This is a genomic window from Goekera deserti (assembly GCF_010685995.1).
Taxonomy (GTDB): Bacteria; Actinomycetota; Actinomycetes; order Mycobacteriales; family Geodermatophilaceae; genus Goekera; species Goekera deserti.
Map to the genome: position 1 here is coordinate 19,893 of NZ_JAAGWK010000001.1, position 21,257 is coordinate 41,149.

Annotated in this window: 23 protein-coding genes; 3 read left to right on the top strand and 20 right to left on the bottom strand. The window is 72.8% G+C overall.

The genetic code is table 11. The features are described from left to right. Positions 1-11 precede the first annotated feature (11 nt). Positions 12-758, top strand: coding sequence for a YqjF family protein (locus tag G1H19_RS00090; protein ID WP_162393470.1), 747 nt, complete (start codon positions 12-14; stop codon positions 756-758). A gap of 69 nt (positions 759-827) precedes the next feature. Here G1H19_RS00090 and G1H19_RS00095 read toward each other — a convergent pair whose 3' ends face one another. Further along, complete coding sequence (locus tag G1H19_RS00095) at positions 828-2,861, bottom strand: protein meaA (protein ID WP_152731372.1); 2,034 nt, start codon at positions 2,859-2,861, stop codon at positions 828-830. A gap of 118 nt (positions 2,862-2,979) precedes the next feature. Between G1H19_RS00095 and G1H19_RS00100 the strand changes: the two genes are divergently transcribed. Next, on the top strand, positions 2,980-3,306 hold the full coding sequence (locus tag G1H19_RS00100) for a hypothetical protein (RefSeq protein WP_162393469.1): 327 nt from the start codon (positions 2,980-2,982) through the stop codon (positions 3,304-3,306). 85 nt (positions 3,307-3,391) lie between these two features. Here G1H19_RS00100 and murA read toward each other — a convergent pair whose 3' ends face one another. Continuing rightward, the gene (gene murA, locus G1H19_RS00105; RefSeq protein ID WP_162393468.1) at positions 3,392-4,663 is read right to left on the bottom strand and encodes a UDP-N-acetylglucosamine 1-carboxyvinyltransferase; all 1,272 of its coding nucleotides are present in this window, start codon (positions 4,661-4,663) and stop codon (positions 3,392-3,394) included. A 203-nt stretch (positions 4,664-4,866) separates the two neighbouring features. On the opposite strand from murA, the gene G1H19_RS00110 reads away from it, so the two are divergent. Beyond that, positions 4,867-5,472 carry a cob(I)yrinic acid a,c-diamide adenosyltransferase gene (locus G1H19_RS00110; protein ID WP_152731371.1) on the top strand — a complete coding sequence of 202 codons (606 nt, stop codon included), beginning with the start codon at positions 4,867-4,869 and terminating at the stop codon, positions 5,470-5,472. Positions 5,473-5,526: 54 nt separating this feature from the next. Here the strand turns inward: G1H19_RS00110 and G1H19_RS00115 are convergent, their stop codons facing one another. The 18 genes from G1H19_RS00115 to rho all read right to left on the bottom strand — a co-directional run. Beyond that, positions 5,527-5,931 carry a DUF2550 domain-containing protein gene (locus tag G1H19_RS00115; protein ID WP_162393467.1) on the bottom strand — a complete coding sequence of 135 codons (405 nt, stop codon included), beginning with the start codon at positions 5,929-5,931 and terminating at the stop codon, positions 5,527-5,529. Between the two features lie 45 nt (positions 5,932-5,976). Beyond that, positions 5,977-6,363 (bottom strand): F0F1 ATP synthase subunit epsilon, encoded by a 387-nt coding sequence (locus G1H19_RS00120; RefSeq protein ID WP_162393466.1) that lies wholly within the window; start codon positions 6,361-6,363, stop codon positions 5,977-5,979. A 127-nt stretch (positions 6,364-6,490) separates the two neighbouring features. Further along, positions 6,491-6,724 carry a hypothetical protein gene (locus G1H19_RS00125; RefSeq protein WP_152731370.1) on the bottom strand — a complete coding sequence of 78 codons (234 nt, stop codon included), beginning with the start codon at positions 6,722-6,724 and terminating at the stop codon, positions 6,491-6,493. A 396-nt stretch (positions 6,725-7,120) separates the two neighbouring features. After that, on the bottom strand, positions 7,121-8,557 hold the full coding sequence (atpD, locus tag G1H19_RS00130) for a F0F1 ATP synthase subunit beta (protein ID WP_152731369.1): 1,437 nt from the start codon (positions 8,555-8,557) through the stop codon (positions 7,121-7,123). A gap of 114 nt (positions 8,558-8,671) precedes the next feature. Further along, a complete protein-coding gene (locus tag G1H19_RS00135) occupies positions 8,672-9,643 on the bottom strand; it encodes a F0F1 ATP synthase subunit gamma (protein WP_152731368.1) in 972 nt (323 codons plus the stop codon). 1 nt (position 9,644) lies between these two features. Then, positions 9,645-11,279, bottom strand: coding sequence for a F0F1 ATP synthase subunit alpha (atpA, locus tag G1H19_RS00140; protein WP_152731367.1), 1,635 nt, complete (start codon positions 11,277-11,279; stop codon positions 9,645-9,647). An 82-nt stretch (positions 11,280-11,361) separates the two neighbouring features. After that, complete coding sequence (locus G1H19_RS00145) at positions 11,362-12,180, bottom strand: F0F1 ATP synthase subunit delta (RefSeq protein ID WP_152731366.1); 819 nt, start codon at positions 12,178-12,180, stop codon at positions 11,362-11,364. Continuing rightward, on the bottom strand, positions 12,180-12,791 hold the full coding sequence (locus tag G1H19_RS00150; protein ID WP_152731365.1) for a F0F1 ATP synthase subunit B: 612 nt from the start codon (positions 12,789-12,791) through the stop codon (positions 12,180-12,182). Before G1H19_RS00150 ends, G1H19_RS00145 begins: the two co-directional genes overlap by 1 nt. Positions 12,792-12,840: 49 nt before the next feature. Then, positions 12,841-13,065 carry an ATP synthase F0 subunit C gene (atpE, locus tag G1H19_RS00155; protein WP_152731364.1) on the bottom strand — a complete coding sequence of 75 codons (225 nt, stop codon included), beginning with the start codon at positions 13,063-13,065 and terminating at the stop codon, positions 12,841-12,843. 121 nt (positions 13,066-13,186) lie between these two features. After that, on the bottom strand, positions 13,187-14,017 hold the full coding sequence (gene atpB / locus G1H19_RS00160; protein ID WP_162393465.1) for a F0F1 ATP synthase subunit A: 831 nt from the start codon (positions 14,015-14,017) through the stop codon (positions 13,187-13,189). Then, entirely contained in the window at positions 14,014-14,352 is a 339-nt protein-coding gene (locus G1H19_RS00165; protein WP_152731363.1) for an AtpZ/AtpI family protein, read from the bottom strand. Before G1H19_RS00165 ends, atpB begins: the two co-directional genes overlap by 4 nt. A gap of 59 nt (positions 14,353-14,411) precedes the next feature. Further along, positions 14,412-14,969 (bottom strand): hypothetical protein, encoded by a 558-nt coding sequence (locus G1H19_RS00170; RefSeq protein WP_235928321.1) that lies wholly within the window; start codon positions 14,967-14,969, stop codon positions 14,412-14,414. Further along, positions 14,966-16,258, bottom strand: coding sequence for a glycosyltransferase family 4 protein (locus G1H19_RS00175; RefSeq protein ID WP_162393464.1), 1,293 nt, complete (start codon positions 16,256-16,258; stop codon positions 14,966-14,968). Before G1H19_RS00175 ends, G1H19_RS00170 begins: the two co-directional genes overlap by 4 nt. 166 nt (positions 16,259-16,424) lie before the next feature. After that, a complete protein-coding gene (locus tag G1H19_RS00180) occupies positions 16,425-17,069 on the bottom strand; it encodes an L-threonylcarbamoyladenylate synthase (protein ID WP_162393463.1) in 645 nt (214 codons plus the stop codon). Between the two features lie 85 nt (positions 17,070-17,154). Beyond that, on the bottom strand, positions 17,155-18,027 hold the full coding sequence (gene prmC / locus G1H19_RS00185; protein ID WP_152731361.1) for a peptide chain release factor N(5)-glutamine methyltransferase: 873 nt from the start codon (positions 18,025-18,027) through the stop codon (positions 17,155-17,157). After that, positions 18,024-19,112 carry a peptide chain release factor 1 gene (gene prfA, locus G1H19_RS00190; protein WP_162393462.1) on the bottom strand — a complete coding sequence of 363 codons (1,089 nt, stop codon included), beginning with the start codon at positions 19,110-19,112 and terminating at the stop codon, positions 18,024-18,026. The genes prmC and prfA overlap by 4 nt, the downstream gene beginning before the upstream one ends. 122 nt (positions 19,113-19,234) lie before the next feature. Next, on the bottom strand, positions 19,235-19,459 hold the full coding sequence (gene rpmE, locus G1H19_RS00195; RefSeq protein WP_152731360.1) for a 50S ribosomal protein L31: 225 nt from the start codon (positions 19,457-19,459) through the stop codon (positions 19,235-19,237). 214 nt (positions 19,460-19,673) lie between these two features. Further along, positions 19,674-21,257, bottom strand: a 1,584-nt coding sequence (gene rho / locus G1H19_RS00200; protein ID WP_163638765.1) for a transcription termination factor Rho, incomplete at its 5' end; no start/stop codon positions are given.

Genomic DNA, 21,257 nt, shown 5'->3' on the forward strand with positions numbered 1-21,257 from the left:
ACCCTCGGGTGGTGACCGCGAGCAGACAGCCGGCCGAGCCCGTCACCGGCACCTCCCCCCGACCGATCTCCCGCACCGTGTTCACCCAGGGCTGGCGGGACGCCACGTTCCTGCACTGGGCCCTGGAGCCCGACCGGGTCGCGCCGCTGCTGCCGGCGGGCACCGTGCCGGACACCCTGGACGGCGTCACCTACGTCGGCCTCATCCCGTTCCGGATGCTGCGGATCGGCTTCCTCGGCGCCCCCGGCCTGCCCTACCTGGGCAGCTTCGCCGAGACCAACGTCCGGCTGTACTCGGTCGACGAGCGGGGACGCCGCGGCGTCGTCTTCCGGTCGCTGGACGCCGACCGGCTGCTGCCGGTGCTCGCCGCGCGCTGGGTGGCCCGGCTGCCCTACCTGTGGTCCCGCATGCGGATCCGCCGGGACGGCTCGCGGATCAGCTACACCACGCAGCGCCGCTGGCCCGGTCCGGTCGGGGCGAGCAGCCGGATCGACGTGCGGATCGGGGAACGGCTGACCGACCCGGACCCGCTGGCCCGCTTCCTCACCGGCCGCTGGGGCCTGCACGAGCGGTTCCTCGGCCGCACCGCGTACTGGCCCAACGAGCACCCCGAGTGGCCGCTGCACCGCGCCGAGCTGCTGCACCTGGAGGAGCAGCTGCTCGCCCCGGCCGGCCTGCCCGGCATCGCGGGCGCCCCGGACAGCGTGCTGTACTCCCCCGGCGTCGACGTCCGGTTCGGCCCGCTCAGCGCTCGGTGACCCGATGGAACGGCCCCCGCACAGGGTCCCGGCCCGCGCGGAGCATGGGTCGGGGGCGCGGGGGTCCTCCTACAGGTCGTTGGCCTCGCGGACGACGTCGACGATCTGGCCCATGATGTCGGTCATCCCGAAGTCCTTGGGCGTGAAGACCCGGGCGACGCCCAGCTCGCGCAGCCGCCGGGCGTCGGCGTCGGGCACGATGCCGCCGACGACCACCGGCACGTCCTCCAGGCCCGCCGCGCGCAGGCCGTCGAGCACCGCCGGGACCACCTGCAGGTGCGAGCCGGACAGCACCGACAGCCCGATGACGTCGACGTCCTCCTCGACCGCGGCGGCGACGATCTGGGCCGGGGTCAGCCGGATGCCCTGGTAGACCACCTCGAAGCCGGCGTCCCGCGCCCGGACGGCGATCTGCTCGGCACCGTTGGAGTGCCCGTCCAGCCCGGGCTTGCCCACCAGCAGCCGCAGCCGCCCGCCCAGCTCGGCACCCGTGTCGGCCACCCGCCGGCGCACCTCGGTGAGCGCGGCGTCGGCTGCCCCCGGCCCGACCGCCGAGGACACGCCGGTGGGCGCCCGGTACTCCCCGAACACCTCGCGCAGCGCCCCGGCCCACTCGCCCGTCGTCACCCCGGCGCGGGCGCACTCCAGGGTGGCGACCATGAGGTTGGTGTCGGTGGCCGCCGCCGCGCGCAACGCGTCGAGGGCGGCGGTGGCGGCAACGTCGTCCCGCTCGGCACGCCACTTCTGCAGGGCCTCCTGCGCGGCGGCCTCGACCGCGGGGTCGACGGTCTGGATGGCGGTGTCCAGGTCGGCGATCAGCGGGTTCTCCTCGGTCGTGGTGAACCGGTTGACCCCCACGACCACGTCGTCGCCGCTCTCCATCCGGCGGCGGCGCTCGGCGAGCGAGCCGACCAGCTGGCCCTTCATGTAGCCGGACTCCACCGCGGCCACCGCACCGCCCATCTCCTGCACCCGGGCCATCTCGGCCCGCGCGCCCTCGACGAGCTCGGCGACCTTGGCCTCCACCACGACCGAGCCGGTGAAGAGGTCCTCGTACTCCAGCAGGTCGGTCTCGAAGGCGAGCACCTGCTGCAGCCGCAGCGACCACTGCTGGTCCCACGGGCGGGGCAGGCCGAGCGCCTCGTTCCACGCCGGCAGCTGCACGGCGCGGGCGCGGGCGTCCCGGGACAGCGTGACGGCCAGCATCTCCAGCACGATGCGCTGCACGTTGTTCTCCGGCTGAGCCTCGGTCAGGCCCAGGGAGTTGACCTGGACGCCGTACCGGAAGCGCCGGTGCCTGGGGTCCTGCACGCCGTAGCGCTCCAGCGTCAGCTCGTCCCAGAGCTGGCCGAAGGCGCGCATCTTGCACATCTCCTCGACGAAGCGCACCCCGGCGTTGACGAAGAAGGACATCCGGGCCACGACCTCGCCGAAGCGCTCCTCGGGGACCTGGCCGGAGTCGCGCACCGAGTCGAGGACGGCGATGGCGGTGCTCAACGCGTAGGCGACCTCCTGCACCGGCGTCGCCCCGGCCTCCTGCAGGTGGTAGCTGCAGATGTTGATCGGGTTCCACTTGGGCATCGTCGTCACGGTGTAGCTGACGACGTCGGTGATCAACCGCATCGAGGGCCCGGGCGGGAACACGTAGGTGCCCCGGGACAGGTACTCCTTGATGATGTCGTTCTGCGTCGTCCCGGCCAGCCGGCTGAGCACCTGGGCCCGGTCGACGCCGGACTCCCCCGCCTCGCCGTCCGCTGCCTGCTCCAGCGCCACGGCCTGGTACAGCGCGAGCAGCCACATCGCGGTGGCGTTGATCGTCATCGACGTGTTCATCTCGCTGAGCGGGATGCCGTCGAAGAGCGCACGCATGTCGCCCACGTGGCTGACCGGCACGCCCACCTTGCCGACCTCGCCCACGGCCAGCTCGTCGTCCGGGTCGTAGCCGGTCTGCGTCGGCAGGTCGAAGGCCACCGACAGACCGGTCTGGCCCTTGGACAGGTTGCGCCGGTACAGCGCGTTGGACTCCTTCGGCGAGGAGTGCCCGGCATAGGTGCGCATGACCCAGGGGCGGTCGCGCTCCGAGGGGGAGGTCGGGAACGGCATGGCGGGAGTGTAGGGGTGTTACCCGCCAGTAGCACTCCCCCGTCCGGGGCTCAGCGGTGGCACACTCGGGTCACAGGTGACCCCGGGCAGCCGGGGCGTGCGACCGGAGGGTGTGCGGGTGTCCATCTCGGCCGGCAGCTTGAACTTCCTCGTCGGACCGGTTGTGGCGCTGCTCATGGTGGGCCTGCTCGCCCTGTTCCTGCGGTGGGCCTTCGGCTCGGGTGCGCCCACGCGTCGCGCGTCCACCCCGGAGGAGGGCCTGCTCACCCGGGTCGCCACGCTGCCCCGCCGCGAGACGGCGCTGGCGCTGCGGGCCGTGCTCTCCGACGCGGGCATCCGCTCGACGATCCGCTTCCCCGCCGCGCACCGGGCCGACGTCCTGGTGTTCCCGGAGGACGCCGCCCGGGCCCGCACTCTCGCCGCCTCCTTCTCCCACGGCGCCTGACCCGCCCGGACCACGCTGTACGCGACCCTCCCGCACTTTCTGTACAGAGAGGGTGCAGGAGGGGAGGTGGCCGCCGACGTCGTCGTCAGGGGCGGGTGGTGCGCTCGATCTGGACGCCGAGGCCGCGCAGCTGACCGACGAAGTCCGGGTAGCCACGGTCGACGTGGTGCACGTCCTGCACCTCGGTCACGCCGTCGGACAGCAGGCCGGCGAGCACCAACCCGGCGCCGGCCCGGATGTCGGTGGCCAGCACCGGGGCGCTGGAGAGCCGCTCCCGGCCGCGGACCACCGCGTGGTGGCCGTCGATGCGCACGTCGGCGCCCAGGCGCACCAGCTCGTTGACGAACATGAACCGGCCCTCGAACACGTTCTCGGTGATCAGCGCCGTGCCGGTGGACACCGCGGCCAGCGCGACCGCCATCGGCTGCAGGTCGGTCGGGAACCCGGGGAACGGCAGCGTGACGATGTCCACGCAGCGCGGCCGCTCGTCCATGGCCACCCGGATGCCGCCCTCGACCTCCTCCACGTGCGCCCCGGCCGAGGCCAGCTTGTCCAGCGGCACCACGAGGTGGTCGGCCACGGCGCGCTCGATGACCACGTCGCCCCGGGTCATCACCGCACCGATCGCCCAGGTGCCGGCGACGATGCGGTCGGGCACCGTCGTGTACCTCACCGGGGACAACGACTCCACGCCCTGCACGGTGAGCGTGGAGGTGCCGGCGCCCTCGATCTGCGCGCCCATGGCGGTGAGCATCGAGCAGAGGTCGACGATCTCCGGTTCCCGGGCCGCGTTGTCGATGACGGTGCTGCCGGTGGCCAGGGCCGCGGCCATGACCAGGTTCTCGGTGGCGCCGACCGACGGGAAGTCCAGCCAGATCGACGTGCCGACCAGCGTGGGCGCGGTGGCGATCAGGAAGCCGTGCTCGCTCACGACGGTGGCGCCGAGCTTCTCCAGCCCGCTGACGTGCATGTCCAACCCGCGCGACCCGATGGCGTCGCCGCCGGGCAGGGCCACCTTCGCCGTCCCACAGCGGGCCACCAGCGGGCCCAGCACGCTGATCGAGGCGCGCATCCGCCGCACCAGGTCGTAGTCGGTCTCGGTGGACGGCGCCTCGGGGACGTCGATCTCCACCACGCCGCTGCCCGAGCCGGTGGGCCGGAACGCCACGGTGCACCCCAACCGGCGCAGCACCTCGCTCATGATCGAGACGTCGAGGATGTCGGGGACCTCCTCGATGGTGGTGCGCCCGGCGGCGAGCAGAGCGGCCGCCATCAGCTTCAGCGAGCTGTTCTTGGCACCCGTCACCCGGACCCGGCCGGTCAGCGCCGTGCCACCGACCACCTCGAAGCACTCCACCCGGTCACCCTACGACGCTCTCCCGACACGCCTCGACGACGAGTGCGCACGCCCCTCGGCCGGCTCGTGCGGGAGCAGTGGCAGTACGGCCACTGCTGCGGGGGCCCGCCGCGAGTGGGAGGACCCCGTCCTCCCACTCGCAGGCTCGGGCGAGCCCGGGGACGGGGCCGGGGGCAGCAGGGTCCCTCACCTACGCTCCGGTCATGACCGTCCGCCTGACCCGCATCTACACGAAGACCGGCGACGAGGGCCAGACCCACCTCGGCGACATGAGCCGGGTCGCCAAGACCGACCGGCGACTGACCGCCTACGCCGACGTCGACGAGGCCAACAGCGTCATCGGGGTGGCGATCGCCGTCGGTGCCCCGGCCGCCCCGGTGGTCGAACTGCTGCGCAGCGTGCAGAACGACCTGTTCGACCTCGGTGCCGACCTCTGCACCCCGCTGGTGTCCGAGCCGGAGTACCCGCCACTGCGGGTCACCCCGGCCTACACCGAGCGGCTGGAGGAGGCCTGCGACAGCTGGAACGCCGAGCTGCCCAAGCTGGACAGCTTCATCCTGCCCGGCGGCACCGCCGCCGGGGCGCTGCTGCACCAGGCGCGCACCGTCGTCCGGCGGGCCGAGCGCAGCGTCTGGGCGCTGATCGAGGTCGATGCCCAGCGGGTCAACGCCGAGCCCGCCCGCTACCTGAACCGGCTCTCGGACCTGCTGTTCATCCTGTCCCGCGTGGCCAACCCGGGCGGGGACGTGCTGTGGGAGCCCGGCGCGCACAGCGGCGTCCACGCCCAGCGGGCCGCCCGGGAGTCCTGAGCCGGCAGCCGAGGGCACCCGGCGCCCTTCCGTACGGCGACGGGTGCCCGCGCCTCAGCGGGTGGCGGGGGGCGCGGACTCGACCCAGGACAGGAACCCGGTCACCGTCGAGGCGTCCATGGCCAGCTCCTGGGCACCCGATGCGGTGCGGCAGGTGAGCACCACGGTGTCCACCGGCAGCGCGAGGTCCTCGTGCGTGGCCCGCCGGCTCTCCTGGACGACGAGCTCGGCACGGCACAGCCGGCGCTGCGGGCGGACCGACAGGGAGACCGCCCGGTACCAGTTGAGGCTGTCCCCGCTGAACCAGGCGACGCCCACCGCCCATCGGGGTGCGCCGCCGGGGCGCAGCCACATGGTGACCGCCCCCAGCCCGGACAGCAGGAAACGCCGGCGCAGCAGGAACGCGACCACGACCGCGACGAGCAGCACGCCCCCGGCAACCAGCACCAGCGTGGTCACCGGGGTCGGCCCTGCTCAGCCGGCGTACGTGGCGCGCTCAGGGCCTCAGGCGTCCTGGCCGGCGGCGCGCAGTCGCGACTGGGCGCGGCGGGCGGCGGCCAGCGACTCGTCGTCGTCGCCGGACTCGGCGTTGCGCAGCGCCGCCCGGGCCCGCTCGACGTCGATGTCGCTGGAGAGCTCGGCGGTCTCGGCGAGGATGGAGACGCCCTTGCCGGTCACCGACAGGAAGCCGCCGTGGGCGGCCACGACCAGGTCCTCGCCGTCGACGACGCGGATGCGGACGACGCCACCCGGTGCCAGCTCGCCGAGCAGCGGGGCGTGGCCGGGGAGCACCCCGATCTCGCCCTCGGTGGTGCGGGCGATGACCATGCTGGCCTCACCGGACCAGATCTTCTTCTCGACAGCCACCAGATCGACCTGCAGGGTCGCCACGACACTCCTCGGGTCCACGATGAGACGGTGCTCAGGTCACCGGTCCGGGCTCCGGACCAGGTGACGGTTCCCGCCCACTCTAGCTGCGCACCGGTGGCGTGCCCCCGGGCGTGTCCCGCCGGACGACTCAGCAGCTGCCCGGCGTGTTGCCGCGCCGGTAGACGAGCGTCCAGCGGCCCAGGCGGACCAGGGGGCGACGCACCGTCGAGGCAGGCGCCCACTCCTCGGTGACGAACCGCTGGCCACCACCCTCGTCCAGCGGACCGAAGGGCGGCCAGGTCCAGTCGAGGTCGTCGGCCGGCGACAGCCCACCGGGCGCCGCCGACTCGGCCGCGTCCACCGGTGCCACGCTGTCGTCCACTGTCGATCTCCCACCGTCGCGCCCGTCGATCAGGCGCCGTCCCGTCATGTTCTGCCGTCCTACCCGCGAACACGGTCCCACACCGGGAAAGTCCACTCTTCCGGGCCAGAACAGGTCACAACCCGGTCACGACCGCACACGACGACGGCCGGGCCACCCCTGGGAGGGCAGCCCGGCCGTCGTCGAACCCCGTGACCCACGGGGGCAGCACTCCGCCGGCCTGCTCAGGAGCCTCCTCGGCCCCCGGACGACCCGGGAGAGCTCCGCCCGACTCCCTCCAGCGGCTCGGCCCCGAGGAACGAGAAGGGCGGAGCCCCCTGGCAACACCAGGAGGGCTCCGCCCGGCCCCGTTCAGAGGCTCGGCCCGAGGAACGAGGGCTGAGGGGAACGGGGTGTTTACTTCTTGAGCTTGGCGGCGTTCCGCTCGAGGTCCTCGAGCCCACCGCACATGAAGAACGCCTGCTCGGGCACGTGGTCGTACTCGCCGGCCGCGACGGCCTTGAACGACTCCAGCGTCTCGCTGAGCGGGACGTAGGAGCCGGGCTGCCCGGTGAAGGCCTCGGCCACGAACATGTTCTGGGAGAGGAACCGCTCGATGCGGCGGGCCCGGTTCACGGTGACCTTGTCCTCCTCACCGAGCTCGTCGATGCCGAGGATCGCGATGATGTCCTGCAGCTCCTGGTAGCGCTGCAGGATCCGCTGCACCTCGCGGGCGGTGTCGTAGTGCTCCTGCCCGACGTACTGGGCGTCGAGGATCCGGCTGGTGGAGTCCAGCGGGTCGACGGCGGGGTAGATGCCCTTCTCCGAGATCGGCCGGCTGAGCACGGTCGTCGCGTCGAGGTGGGCGAACGTGGTGTGCGGCGCCGGGTCGGTGATGTCGTCGGCGGGCACGTAGATCGCCTGCAGCGAGGTGATCGAGCGGCCACGGGTCGAGGTGATCCGCTCCTGCAGCTCGCCCATCTCGTCGGCCAGCGTGGGCTGGTAGCCCACCGCGGACGGCATGCGGCCGAGCAGCGTGGACACCTCGGAGCCGGCCTGCGTGAACCGGAAGATGTTGTCGATGAACAGCAGCACGTCCTGCTGGATCTCGTCGCGGAAGTACTCCGCCATCGTCAGCGCGGACAGCGCGACCCGCAGCCGGGTGCCCGGCGGCTCGTCCATCTGGCCGAACACCAGCGCGGTGGAGTTGATGACGCCGGACTCGGTCATCTCGGTGATGAGGTCGTTGCCCTCACGGGTGCGCTCGCCGACCCCGGCGAACACCGACACGCCACCGAACTCCTGGGCGACCCGGCGGATCATCTCCTGGATGAGCACGGTCTTGCCCACGCCGGCCCCGCCGAACAGGCCGATCTTCCCGCCCTTGACGTAGGGCGTCAGCAGGTCGATGACCTTGATGCCGGTCTCCAGCAGCTCGGTGCGGCCCTCGAGCTGGTCGAACTTCGGCGCGTGCCGGTGGATCGTCCAGTGCGGGGCGTCGGCGCCGTAGCCGGGGGTGTCCAGGCACTCGCCGAGGGCGTTGAAGACGTGGCCGGTGACGGCCTCGCCGACCGGCACGGAGATGGCCGAGCCGGTGTCGCGCACGGGAGCACCCCGGACCAGGCCGTCGGTGGGCGCCATGGAGATCGTGCGGACCACGTTGTCACCCAGGTGCTGGGCGACCTCGAGGGTCAGCGTCTTGCCCATCTCGGCCAGGGTGACCTCGACCTGCAGGGCGTTGAAGAGGTCCGGCATCGCGTCGCGGGGGAACTCGACGTCGACGACGGGCCCGGTGACCCGGACGACGCGGCCGGTGCCGGTCTGGGTGCTCGTTCGGTCCTCGGTGACGGTCATCTGTACAGCTCTCCTGCCCTCGGGCGCCTGCGCCCAGGTCGACTCTCGGGTCTGGTGGTCGTGTCTCGATGGTCCCCCACCCCGGCGGCGCGTGCCGCCGGGGTGGGGGGCGTGCTAGTTGTCCGAACCTGCGGTGACCAGCGCGTCGGCACCGCCGACGATCTCGCTGATCTCCTGGGTGATCTCCGCCTGCCGGGCGGCGTTGGCCTGGCGGGACAGGTTCTTCGCCAGCTCCTCCGCGTTGTCCGAGGCCGACTTCATCGCGCGGCGTCGCGACGCCGACTCCGATGCGGCCGACTCGAGCATCGCCGCGTAGATGCGGGTGGTGATGTACTTCGGCAGCAGGGCGTCGAGCAGTGCCTCCGCCGAGGGCTCGAACTCGTAGGAGGTCGGGACCTCCGAGCGGCTGTTCCCGGCGGCGGCGTCCGCGCGCTCGTCGTCGAACTGCTCCACCTCCTCGACCTCCAGGGGCGCCATCCGCTTCGCGACGGGCACCTGGGCGAGCAGGGAGCGGAACTCGGTGTAGACGATGTGCAGCTCGTCGACGCCGAGGACGCCGTCGGCGCCCCCGCCGCCCGCGTCGTCGTCGTCCAGGCCGGCGGTGAACGACTCGATGAGCGTGCTGCCCACCCGCTGCGCGTCCTCGTAGCCGGGCTGCTCGGAGAAGCCGGTCCAGCTGTCCTCGACCTGACGGTCACGGAAGCGGTAGTACGTCTCGCCCTTGCGGCCGACGACGTACAGCACCGGGTCCTTGCCCTCGTTGCGCAGCAGGCCGAGCAGCTCCTCGGTGCGGCGCAGGACGTTCACGTTGTACGACCCGGCGAACCCGCGGTCGGACGTGATCACCAGCACCGCCACCCGCCGAGGCTGGTCCCGCTCGGTGAGCAGCGGGTGGTCCAGGCTCGCCGAGCCGGCCAGCGCGGAGAGCACGCGGGTGATCTCGCGGGCGTAGGGCTTGGAGGCCTCCACCCGGGCCTGGGCGCGCACGATGCGCGCACCGGCGATCAGCTCCTGCGCCGAGAAGATCTTCTTCGTCGACCGGGTGGAGCGGATGCGCCGGCGCAGCGCGCGGAGGGAACCGGCCATGTCAGTTGGCCCGCTTGACCTGGACGCGCTCCTGGCCGCGGTCGCCCGCCGCCATGGCCTCGACCGGCTCGTCCTGCACGAGGGACTCGTCGTCGCTGGTGCGGTACTGGCCCATGAACGTCTCGACCGCGCGCTCGAGGCTGCTCACGGTGTCGTCCTCCAGCTTGCCCGAGCTGCGGATCGAGTCGAACACGACGTTGTCGCCGCGGCCGATGAACTCCAGGAACTCGCGCTCGAAGCGGCGGACCTCCGGCACCGGGACCTTGTCCAGCTTGCCGGTGGTGCCCAGCCACAGCGAGACGACCTGCTTCTCCACCGGGTACGGCGAGAACTGGCCCTGCTTGAGCAGCTCGACCAGTCGCTGGCCGCGGTCCAGGGTGGCCCGGGAGGAGGCGTCCAGGTCCGAGGAGAAGGAGGAGAACGCCTCCAGCTCGCGGAACTGGGCCAGGTCCAGGCGGAGCCGGCCGGCGACCGAGCGCATCGCCTTGACCTGCGCCGAACCACCGACGCGGGACACCGAGATGCCGACGTTGATGGCCGGGCGCACACCGGAGTTGAAGAGGCTGGTCTCCAGGAAGATCTGCCCGTCGGTGATCGAGATGACGTTGGTCGGGATGTAGGCCGACACGTCGTTGCCCTTGGTCTCCACCAGCGGCAGGCCGGTCATCGACCCGCCACCGAGCTCGTCGGAGAGCTTCGCGCAGCGCTCGAGCAGCCGCGAGTGCAGGTAGAACACGTCGCCCGGGTAGGCCTCGCGACCCGGCGGGCGGCGCAGCAGCAGCGAGACGGCGCGGTAGGCCTCGGCCTGCTTGGACAGGTCGTCGAAGACGATGAGGACGTGCTTGCCCTCGTACATCCAGTGCTGGCCGATGGCCGAGCCGGTGTAGGGGGCGATGTACTTGAAGCCGGCGGGCTCGGAGGCGGGTGCGGCGACGATGGTCGTGTACTCCATCGCGCCGGCGTCCTCGAGGGCCGCGCGGGTGGCGGCGATCGTCGAGCCCTTCTGGCCGACCGCGACGTAGATGCAGCGCACCTGCTGGGCCGGGTCGCCGGTCGCCCAGGCCTGCTTCTGGTTGATGATCGTGTCGATCGCGATGGCCGACTTGCCGGTCTGCCGGTCACCGATGATCAGCTGACGCTGACCGCGCCCGATGGGCGTCATGGCGTCGACGGCCTTGAGGCCGGTCTGCATCGGCTCCTTCACCGACTGGCGCTGCACCACGGTGGGCGCCTGCAGCTCCAGCGCGCGGCGCTCGGTGGCCGCGATCGGGCCGGCGCCGTCGATCGGGTTGCCCAGCGGGTCGACGACACGGCCGAGGAAGGCGTCACCGACGGGCGCGGAGAGCACCTCGCCGGTGCGGCGCACGGTCTGGCCCTCCTCCAGCGACGCGAAGTCACCGAGGATGACGACGCCGATCTCGCGGACGTCGAGGTTCAGCGCCAGGCCGCGGACGCCGCCCTCGAACTCGAGCAGCTCGTTGGTCATGACCGAGGGCAGGCCCTCGACCCGGGCGATGCCGTCTCCGGCCTCGGTGACGATCCCGACCTCTTCCCGGGACACGTCCGGCTTGTAGTCGGTGACGTAGTTCTGGATCGCACTGCGGATCTCGTCTGCGGAGATCGTCAGCTCGGCCATGGTGGCGTCCTCTTCCCTGCTCAGGTCTGTCAGTGAGTGCACGCGCGGTGCGGCGCTGGGGTGGTGCGGCGGTGCAGGTGGGTCAGCCGGCCAGCCGTCGTCCGGCCTCGTCGAGACGGTGGGCGACGCTGCCGTCGATGACCTCGTCCCCGACCCGGATGACCAGCCCGCCGAGCACCTCACGGTCGACGGCGATCTGGAGACCCACCGGCCGGCCGTACATGCGCTCGAGCAGACCGGCCAGGCGCTGCTCCTGCTCGGGGCTGAGCGGGACGGCGCTGGTGATGTGCGCGACCGAGCGGCCACGCCGGCTGGAGGCCAGCTCGGAGAGCCGCTCCACCGAGTTCTCCGCGTTGTGCACGTGCGGGCTGGTGAGGGAGTTCCGCACCAGGCGCTCGGTGACCGGGCTCACCCGGCCGCCGAGCAGGCGGTCGAGCAGGACGGTCTTGCCCTCGCGGGAGGCCGAGCGGTCGCCGAGCAGGCGGGTCAGCTCCGGGTCGCCGCCGATGATCCGGCCGAACCGGAACAGCTCGTCCTCGACGCTGTCGAGCTCCCCGCGCTGCTCGGCGGCGTCCAGGGCCGCCTCGCGGGCGAGGGTCTCGGTGGCCTCGACCAGGTCCAGCGGGCGGGACCAGCGGGCCCGCGCCACCGCCTGGACGACCTCGAGGGTGCCGGCCGAGACCTGCTGGCCGAGCAGCCGCTGGACCAGGCCCGCGCGGTCCTCCGGCCGTGCCGACGCGTCGGCCAGCGCTCGGCGCAGCGTGGGCTGGCCGTCGAGCAGGTGGGCCACGGCGAACAGCTCGTCGGCGAGTGCGAGCAGGGCGTCGCCGCCCTGACCCGCGGCGACGGCGTCGAGGCGGGTGCGCGCCTCGACGATCGCCGCGCGACTGGAGGCGTCCATCAGGCGGGAGCCCCCGGCGTGTACGCCGTCGCGCCGGTGCTGCCACCCGTGGACCCGGAGGGGGTGCCGGCGGGTGCACCGGAGGTGCTGGCGCTCATGGAGCCGAGCTCGTCGAGGAAGCGGTCGACGGTGCCCCGACGGCGGGCGTCGTCCTCGAGGGACTCCCCGACGACCCGGCCGGCCAGCTGGACGGCCATGGTGCCGATCTGGCCGCGCAGCTCGTTGACGACCTGCTGCCGGGAGGCTGCCAGCTGCTCCTCGCCGCGGGCGACGATGCGGGCGGACTCCTCCTGGGCCTGGGCGCGCAGCTCCTCGAGGATCTGCTGGCCCTCGGCCCGGGCGGTGTCGCGGATCTGCGCCGCCTCGTTGCGTGCCTCGGCGAGCTGGGCGCGGTACTGCTCCAGCGATGCCTTGGCCTCGGCCTGCATGGCCTCGGCCCGCTCCATGCCGCCCTCGATCGCGTCCCGTCGGGCCACGAAGGCCTTCTCGAACTGCGGGGCGACGAACTTCATCACCACGAAGGCCAGCACCCCGAAGGCGATGAACCCGATGATGATCTCGCCGACCGGCGGGATCAGCGGGTTCGAGCTCTCCGCTGCGATGTTGATCATGCGCTCAGTGTCCCTGTCTCGAGGCGAGGCGACGCGACTCGGCGGTGGATCAGTAGATGAAGGGGGCGACGAAGCCGATGAGGGCCAGCGCCTCGGAGAGGGCGAACCCGAGGAAGGCGTAGGTACGCGTCAGGCCGGCCGACTCGGGCTGGCGGGCGGTGGCCTGGATGTAGGCGGCCCACACGATGCCGACACCGATGCCGGGGCCGATGGCGGCGAGGCCGTATCCGACCGAGCCGATGTCGCCGGTGAGCTCTGCGAGAACCTCGTTCATTGCGGGGTGTTCCTCCTGTGTCGTCGCCCGGCGGGGCGCCGGGCGGCTTGCGGGGTCCTGCGGTGGTGCGGTCCTGGGGGGCCGGTGAGGCCGCGGGCCGGTCAGGCCCGGGTGGCGCGGCTCAGTGCTCGGCCTCGAGCGAGGCGTTGAGGTAGGTGCCCATCAGCACGGTGAACACGTAGGCCTGCAGGATGATCACCAGCAGCTCGAAGAACGTCATCACGATCGCCATCAGCGCCGAGATCGGGCCGAAGACGGCGGAGAAGTTGCCGACCTGGAACAGGTAGACAGCGCCGAGGGAGAACACCACCAGCAGCATGTGGCCGGCGAACATGTTGGCGAAGAGCCGGATGGCCAGGGTCACCGGCCGCACGACGAAGTTCTGCAGCACCTCGATGGGCGTGACCAGCACGTACATGTAGCCGGGCACGCCCGGCAGGAAGAAGATGTCCTTGAAGTACTTCGCTGCGCCCTGCTCGCGGATGCCCACGTAGATGTAGAGGACGTAGCAGATGATCGCGAGCACGACCGGGAAGGCGAACTTGCTCATCGGCGAGATCTGCGCCAGCGGCACGATCGCCATGAAGTTGTTCGCCAGGATGAAGAAGAACAGCGAGGCCAGGAACGGCGCGAAGGGCACGCCCTTGGGGCCGACCACGTCGCGGGCGATCCCGTCCCGGACGAGGGAGTAGCCGCTCTCCCCGGCGAACTGGAGCCGCCCGGGCACGATCGAGGCCTTGCGGGAGGAGAAGTAGAGGAACGCCGTCATGGCCAGCGTCGCCACCCAGAGGATCAGCGTGATCCGGGTGATCTCGAAGTCGATCCCGAGGAGCGAGAACCGGGCGATGGCCTCGGGGAAGAACTCACCGAGGCCAGGAGCCTGGAAGCCCGTGTCGCCGCTGTCGCTCTCCACAGCGAGCACGTTCCCGAGCGCGATGGCGCTGGAGGTCACCGTTGTCCCTTCTGCGTCTGGTTCCCGGGCACCGGCCGGTTCCGTCGTGTGCCCGAGGTCGTGCGGGCGCCGGACCCGGGGACCGGGTCAGGGGCGCCGTACCGCTTGACCACCATGAAGATGGCCAGTGCCATGCCGACGAGCACGCCCACCGGGAAGAACAGGGTGATGCCCAGCCAGTTGTCGAGGAGCCAGCCGATCCCACCCCACACGGCCATGCCGGAGACCATGGTCCCGACGACCGCGTAGCCGATCTCCGCCCCGTTGGTGGACGGGTGGGCCGACCGGGCAGGTGGACGCCGAGCGGCTCCGCGGGTGGAGGTGTCGTCGGCCATCGCGAGGGGACACTATCAGCCCTGTTTCCGCGGGATGTCGGGCCAGGGCCGCGGGCGGCTCAGCCCCCGGACGGCGGTGACGGCGGCGGTGCCTGCGATGACTCTCCGGGCGCGACCGGCCGCACGCCACCCTCTCCCGCCCGGTCCAGCAAGGGACGGTCGGCGGCCGGCGGGGCCGGCGGGGGCACGTAGTAGAGCTGCCGGGTCCAGACCCAGCGCAGCTGCACACCGCTCCAGGCCAGGGCGCCGACCACCACGGTCCAGGCGACCGCGCGACGGTCGAGCCACCCGTCCACCGGCAGGGCGTTGAGCAGCGAGAACAGCACCAGCGCCTTGACGAAGAACATGCCCAGGGCAGCCGGCAGGGTGAACGTGTCGTCGATCTTCCCCGCCCAGGCCACGACCAGGCCGGACAGGCAGAAGAACGCGGTGACCACCGCTGCCCCCAGCAGCACGCCCCACGCCTGCGGCCACCCGGCGACGACCGCGACCACCGGCACGGCCACCACGGTGAGCACCAGCGCTGTCAGCGCGCCCACCCGCAGGAAGGACAGGTCCCAGGGGGCGTCACTGCGCGGACCCGCGCTGCCCGGGCGGGGCGGGGAGGAGGGGCTCACGGGGTGAGCCTGCCAGCCGGGGCAGGCGTGGGCGCCGGGGGCGGTGGCGGAGCAGGCCGCGGCGGCACGGGCAGCGGGAGCCCGCGCTCGGCGGCCGCCCGCTGCTCGCGCTCGTACCGGGCGCTCGGGTGGGCCATCCGGCTGCGGGTGCGCTGGGCCTCGATCTCGGCCAGCCGCTGCGCGCGGGCGGCGCGCCCGGCCCGCGGGCTGAGCACGCTGACCACGCCGACGACCAGCAGCACGGCGACGACGACCAGCACCTCCGCGGTGCCCCCGGTGATGCTCAGCGCCACCGCGCCGAAGCTGAGCAGCGCCGCCCAGAAGTACATGATCAGCACGGCACGGCGGTGCGAGTGGCCGATGGCCAGCAGCCGGTGGTGCAGGTGCATCTTGTCCGGGGAGAACGGCGACTGGCCCTTGCGGGTGCGCCGCACGACCGCCATCACCAGGTCGATGAACGGGATGAACAGGATGGCGATCGGCACCAGCAGGGGCAGCGCCAGCGGCAGCACGCTCGCCGCGGAGTCGAAGGACTGCGGGTCGACCCGGCCGGTCGCCGACACCGCAGCCGCGGACAGCATCAGCCCGACCAGCATGGAGCCGGAGTCGCCCATGAAGATGCGCGCCGGGTTGAAGTTGTGCGGCAGGAACCCCAGGCACGCACCGGCCAGCACCGCCGTCAGCAGGGCCGGGGAGCTGGCCACGTCGTCGTACCCGGTGAGCCCGAGGTTGTAGCTGTAGGCGAAGAACGCCAGCGCGGCGATCGCCGAGACACCGGCAGCCAGCCCGTCCAGCCCGTCGATGAAGTTCAGCGCATTGACGACCATCACGGTGAGCAGGATGGTCACCGGGACGCCGACGTCCGGGCCCAGGACGAGGGTGCCGATGTCGGCGACCGGCAGGAAGAGGAAGGCCAGCTGCACGCCCAGCAGCACCATCACCCCGGCCGAGGCGATCTGGCCGGTCAGCTTGGTGAGCGCGTCGAGGCCGAAGCGGTCGTCCAGCAGGCCGAGCAGGCAGATCAGCCCGCCGGCGATGAGCACCGCGATCGTCTGGCTGTTCAGCTCGAAGGTGCGGCGCAGCGCCGGCAGCTGGTGGGCGACCAGCATGGCCGCCGCCACCCCGAGGTACATCGCCACGCCCCCGCCGCGAGGCGTCGGGATCACGTGCACGTCACGGTCCCGGACGGCGGCCATCAACTTCAGCCGGATCGCCAGCATCCGCACCACCGGGGTGGCCAGGAAGGTGACCAGCGCCGCGGTGAGCAGGACGACGGCGTACTCGCGCACGGCTCAGCTGCCCACGGCGGGAGCAGGACGGGCGAGCACCCGCCCACGGTATCCCGGCCACCGGCTCACCTGGCGGCGCCGTCCCGACGAGCCCGAGCCCCTGACGGCCCCGTCGCAGGGGCCCGCACTGAGCTTGCGAAGGGTGGGGGGCGACGGGGTCCTTCCTTCAGTCGTCGGTGAGCGCCGGCACGACCTCCTGCAGCCGGGCCAGCGACACGGCGCCCACCCGCAGCAGCCGTGGCGCGGGGCCGGTGCAGTCGACGATCGTGCTGGCACCGGAGCCACCGCGGGCACCGCCGTCCAGCAGGACGGCCGCGCGGGTGCCCAGCTGCTGGTCGGCCTCGGCCGCCGACGTCGCGGCCGGCCGGCCGGAGCGGTTCGCGCTGGACACGGCCAGCGGGCCGGTGCGGCGCAGCAGCTCGCGGGCGAGGTCGTCGTCCGGCAGCCGGACGGCGACGGTGCCCTCGGAGTCGCCGAGGTCCCAGGCCAGCGACGGCGCGTGCTCCAGCACCAGCGTCAGCCCGCCCGGCCAGAACGCCTCGGCCAGGTCGTGCGCGACGGGTGGGATGACGGTCACCAGGCCGGCCAGGGTGGAGGCCTCCCCCACCAGCACGGGCACCGGCATGGCCCGGCCGCGGTTCTTGGCGGTCAGCAGCCGGGTGACGGCCGCCGGGGTGAAGGCGTCGGCAGCCACGCCGTAGACGGTGTCGGTGGGCAGGAGCACGAGGTCACCGGCGGCGATGGCCGCCGCGGCGGCGTCCAGGCCGGCGGCGCGCTGGTCGGGGTCGGAGCAGTCGTAGGTGTCGGCCACGAGCAGCGAGTCTCCCCCATCGCGCCGCGGCGGTCGGCGGCGCCGTCCCCGCGGCGGGCGGGCACCCGTCTCCCGGGGCGTGGGATCAGGCTCGGCGGGTGCCGGTGGTGAAGCGTGGGCGGCCGGCCAGGTCGGGGTGGTCGGCGACGTCGGTCCACCGGCCGTGGGCGCGCACCAGCGCCGGCAGCGAGCCGCCCTGGGCGTCGGCGTGCTCGATCGCCAGCCGGCCGCCGGGCCGCAACAGCCGGGCTGCGGTGTCCAGCAGCCCCCGGACGACGTCCAGGCCGTCCGGCCCGCCCCAGAGCGCCATCGGTGGGTCGTGGTCGGCCACCTCGCGGGGCAGCCGGGCGTCGTCGGGCACGTAGGGCGGGTTGGAGACGACCAGGTCGACGGTGCCGTCGAGGTCGGTGAGCAGGGCGGGGTCGGTCATGTCGCCGGCGAGCACCTCGACCGGGGTGTCCCCGGCGGCGCTGCGCCGCTCGGCGTTGTGCCGGGTCCAGCCGATGGCCTCCGGGTCGCGCTCGACGGCGGTGACCTGGGCGCCCGGGTGCTCGTGCGCGACGGACAGCGCGATCGCCCCGGACCCGCTGCCCAGGTCGACGACCCGCGGCCGGTCGGTGCCGGCCAGCTGCTCCAGGGCCCAGCCGGCGATCTGCTCGGTCTCCGGCCTGGGCACGAAGACCCCGGGCCCGACGGCGAGCTCCAGGTGCCGGAAGGCCGCGGTGCCGGTGAGGTGCTGCAGCGGCACCCGGTCCGCGCGCTGGTCGAGCAGGGCGGCGAACCGGGTGGCCACGTCGTCCGGCACGTCGTCGAGGGTGACCAGCCGGGCGCGGGCCACGCCGAGGCAGTGCGCGAGCAGCAGCTCGGCGTCGACCCGCGGGGACTCCACCCCGGCCTCGGTGAGCCGGCGGGCCGCCTCGCGCAGCAGCTCGCGGGCGGGACGGTGCCCGGGGCTCAGCTGCCGGCCCCGTGCGAGGCGAGCAGCTCGGCGGTGTGCGCCGCGGTCAGCGCGTCGATCACCGGGTCGAGCTCCCCGTCGAGCACGGCGTCCAGGTTGTGCGCCTTGAAGCCGACCCGGTGGTCGGAGATCCGGTTCTCCGGGAAGTTGTAGGTGCGCACGCGCTCGCTGCGGTCGACGGTGCGCACCTGGCTGCGGCGGGCGTCCGAGGCGCTGGCCGCGGCGTCCTCACGAGCGGCGGCGAGCAGCCGGGAGCGCAGCACCCGCAGCGCGGACTCCCGGTTCTGCAGCTGGCTCTTCTCGTTCTGCGAGCTGACCACGGTGCCGGTGGGCAGGTGGGTGATCCGGACGGCGGAGTCGGTGGTGTTGACGCTCTGCCCACCCGGCCCGGAGGAGCGGAAGACGTCGATGCGCAGGTCACCGGGGTCGACCTGGACGTCGACCTCCTCGGCCTCGGGCAGCACCAGCACGCCGACGGCGGAGGTGTGGATGCGGCCCTGGCTCTCGGTGACCGGCACACGCTGCACGCGGTGCACGCCGCCCTCGAACTTCAGCCGGGACCAGATGCCCTCGTCGCTGCGGGAGCGCACCGCGACCGCGACGTCCTTGTAGCCACCCAGCTCGGCGTCGACCGCCTCCAGCACCTGGGTGGCCCAGCCGCGACGCTCGGCGTAGCGCAGGTACATCCGCAGCAGCTCCCCGGCGAACAGTGCGGACTCCGCGCCGCCCTCCCCCGCCTTGATCTCGAGGATGACGTCCTTCTCGTCGTCGGGGTCCTTGGGCAGCAGCTGCTCCTGCAGGCGCTCGGTGAGCACCGCGATCTCCGCCTCCAAGGACTGCGCCTCGGCGGCGAAGGAGGCGTCCTCGGCGGCGAGCTCGCGGGCCGCGGACAGGTCGGCGCGGGCGGCGTCCAGGGCGCGGGTCGTCTCCACCACCGGCGCGAGCTGGGCGTACCGGCGGCCGAGCCGGCGGGCGCGGGCCTGGTCGGCGTGCACCGCGGGGTCGGCGAGCTCTGCCTCCAGCGAGGCGTGCTCGGACAGCAGGCCGGCGAGCCGGTCCGGCCCGACGTCGGTGCTGCTGCTCACGACAACCCCCTCACTTGAGCCCGAAAGAGTCACGGGGACTTGAGCCCGAAAAAGTCACGGTGGCTGGACACGGCGACGGCGCCCGCTCCACCGCGAGGGTGGGGCGGGCGCCGTCGAGGGTGCTACTTGGCGTCGGCGCCGGCGCGCTTGCCGAACCGCTTCTCGAAGCGGGCGACGCGACCGCCGGTGTCCAGGATCTTCTGCTTGCCGGTGTAGAAGGGGTGGCAGGCAGAGCAGACCTCGACGTTCAAGGTGCCGTTCGGTGCCGTGCTGCGCGTGGTGAAGGTGTTGCCACACCCGCAGGTCACGGTGGTCTCGTGGTAATCGGGGTGGATGCCGGTCTTCATCGCTGACTCGCCTCTTCTGGTCTGTGTCGGTGCGTCTGGTCGAACGCCGGTCCCGGTGGGCTTGTTCCACCGGGAGGCGGGAGCATCGTGGCCCAGCCCGCGACGGACCAGCATCCCAGAACCCGATGCACCCCGCCGCAGCGCCCCCCGGTCGGCCCCGCTGCAGGGCCCCGCCGCGTGCGGAGCGCGTGGCGGGGGGCAGCGGGGTCCTTCATCAGTCGCTGTTGCCGGGTCCCGGCGTCGTCTTCTGGATCTGCATGAGGAACTCGACGTTGGTACGGGTCTTGCGCAGCCGGTCGAGCAGCAGCTCGATGGCCTGCTGGGGCTCCAGCGCAGCCAGCACCCGGCGGAGCTTGATCACGATGGCGAGCTCGTCGGGCGACATCAGGATCTCCTCCTTGCGGGTGCTGGAGGCGTTGACGTCGACCGCGGGGAAGACCCGCTTGTCCGCCAGCCGGCGGTCCAGCTTGACCTCGGCGTTGCCGGTGCCCTTGAACTCCTCGAAGATCACCGTGTCCATCGTCGACCCGGTCTCGACCAGCGCCGAGGCGATGATGGTGAGCGAGCCGCCGTTCTCGATGTTGCGGGCGGCCCCGAGGAAGCGCTTGGGCGGGTACAGCGCGGTCGAGTCGACGCCACCGGACAGGATGCGCCCGCTGGCGGGGGCCGCCAGGTTGTAGGCGCGGCCCAGCCGGGTGATCGAGTCGAGCAGCACGACGACGTCGTGGCCCATCTCCACCAGCCGCTTGGCCCGCTCGATGGAGAGCTCGGCCACGGTGGTGTGGTCGGTCGCCGGCCGGTCGAAGGTCGAGGCGATGACCTCGCCCTTCACCGAGCGCTGCATGTCGGTGACCTCTTCGGGCCGCTCGTCGACGAGCACCACCATGAGGTGCACCTCGGGGTTGTTCGTGGTGATCGCGTTGGCGATCGCCTGCAGCACCATGGTCTTGCCGGCCTTGGGCGGGCTCACGATCAGGGCCCGCTGGCCCTTGCCGATCGGCATCACCAGGTCGAGCACCCGGGTGGTGAGCAGGTTCTGCTCGGTCTCCAGCCGCAGGCGGTCCTGCGGGTAGAGCGGCGTCAGCTTGTGGAACTCCGGCCGGTTGCGGGCCTGCTCGGGGTCCAGGCCGTTGACCGAGTCCAGCCGCACCATCGCGTTGTACTTGTCCTTGCGCTCGCCCTCGCGGGGCTGGCGCACGGCACCGGTGACGGCGTCGCCGCGGCGCAGGCCGTAGCGGCGCACCTGCGACAGCGACACGTACACGTCGTTGGGCCCGGTCAGGTAGCCCGACGTCCGGACGAACGCGTAGTTGTCCAGCACGTCGAGGATGCCGGCGACGGGCAGCAGGACGTCGTCCTCGCTGACGGTCGGCTCGCCCTGGTCGAAGCGGTCGCGGTTGCCGCCGCCGGGGCCGTTGGCCCCGCGCCGGTTCCGGTCCCGGTACCGGCGCCCGCGCCGGCGGCCGTTGGCGTCGAACTCGTCGTCGTCCTCGGTGTCGTTGGGGTTCGGGCCGACGTCGCGGCCGGCGTTGCGGCCGCCCCGGTCGGCCTGGCCCCGGTCGGCCTGGCCCCGGTCGTTCTGGCTGCGGTCGTTCGGACCACCCCGGTCGGCCTGGCCCCGGTCGCTCTGACCCCGGTCGCTCTGACCCCGGTCGTATTGGCCCCGGTCGGCCTGACCCCGGTCTGCCTGGCCGCGACCGTTCCGGTCGCCGCCGTTGCGGTCGCCACCGTCGCGGGCCGCACCGCTGCGGTCGTTGCCGCCACGGTCGCCGTCCCGCGCGGAGCGGTCGGCGTCGCG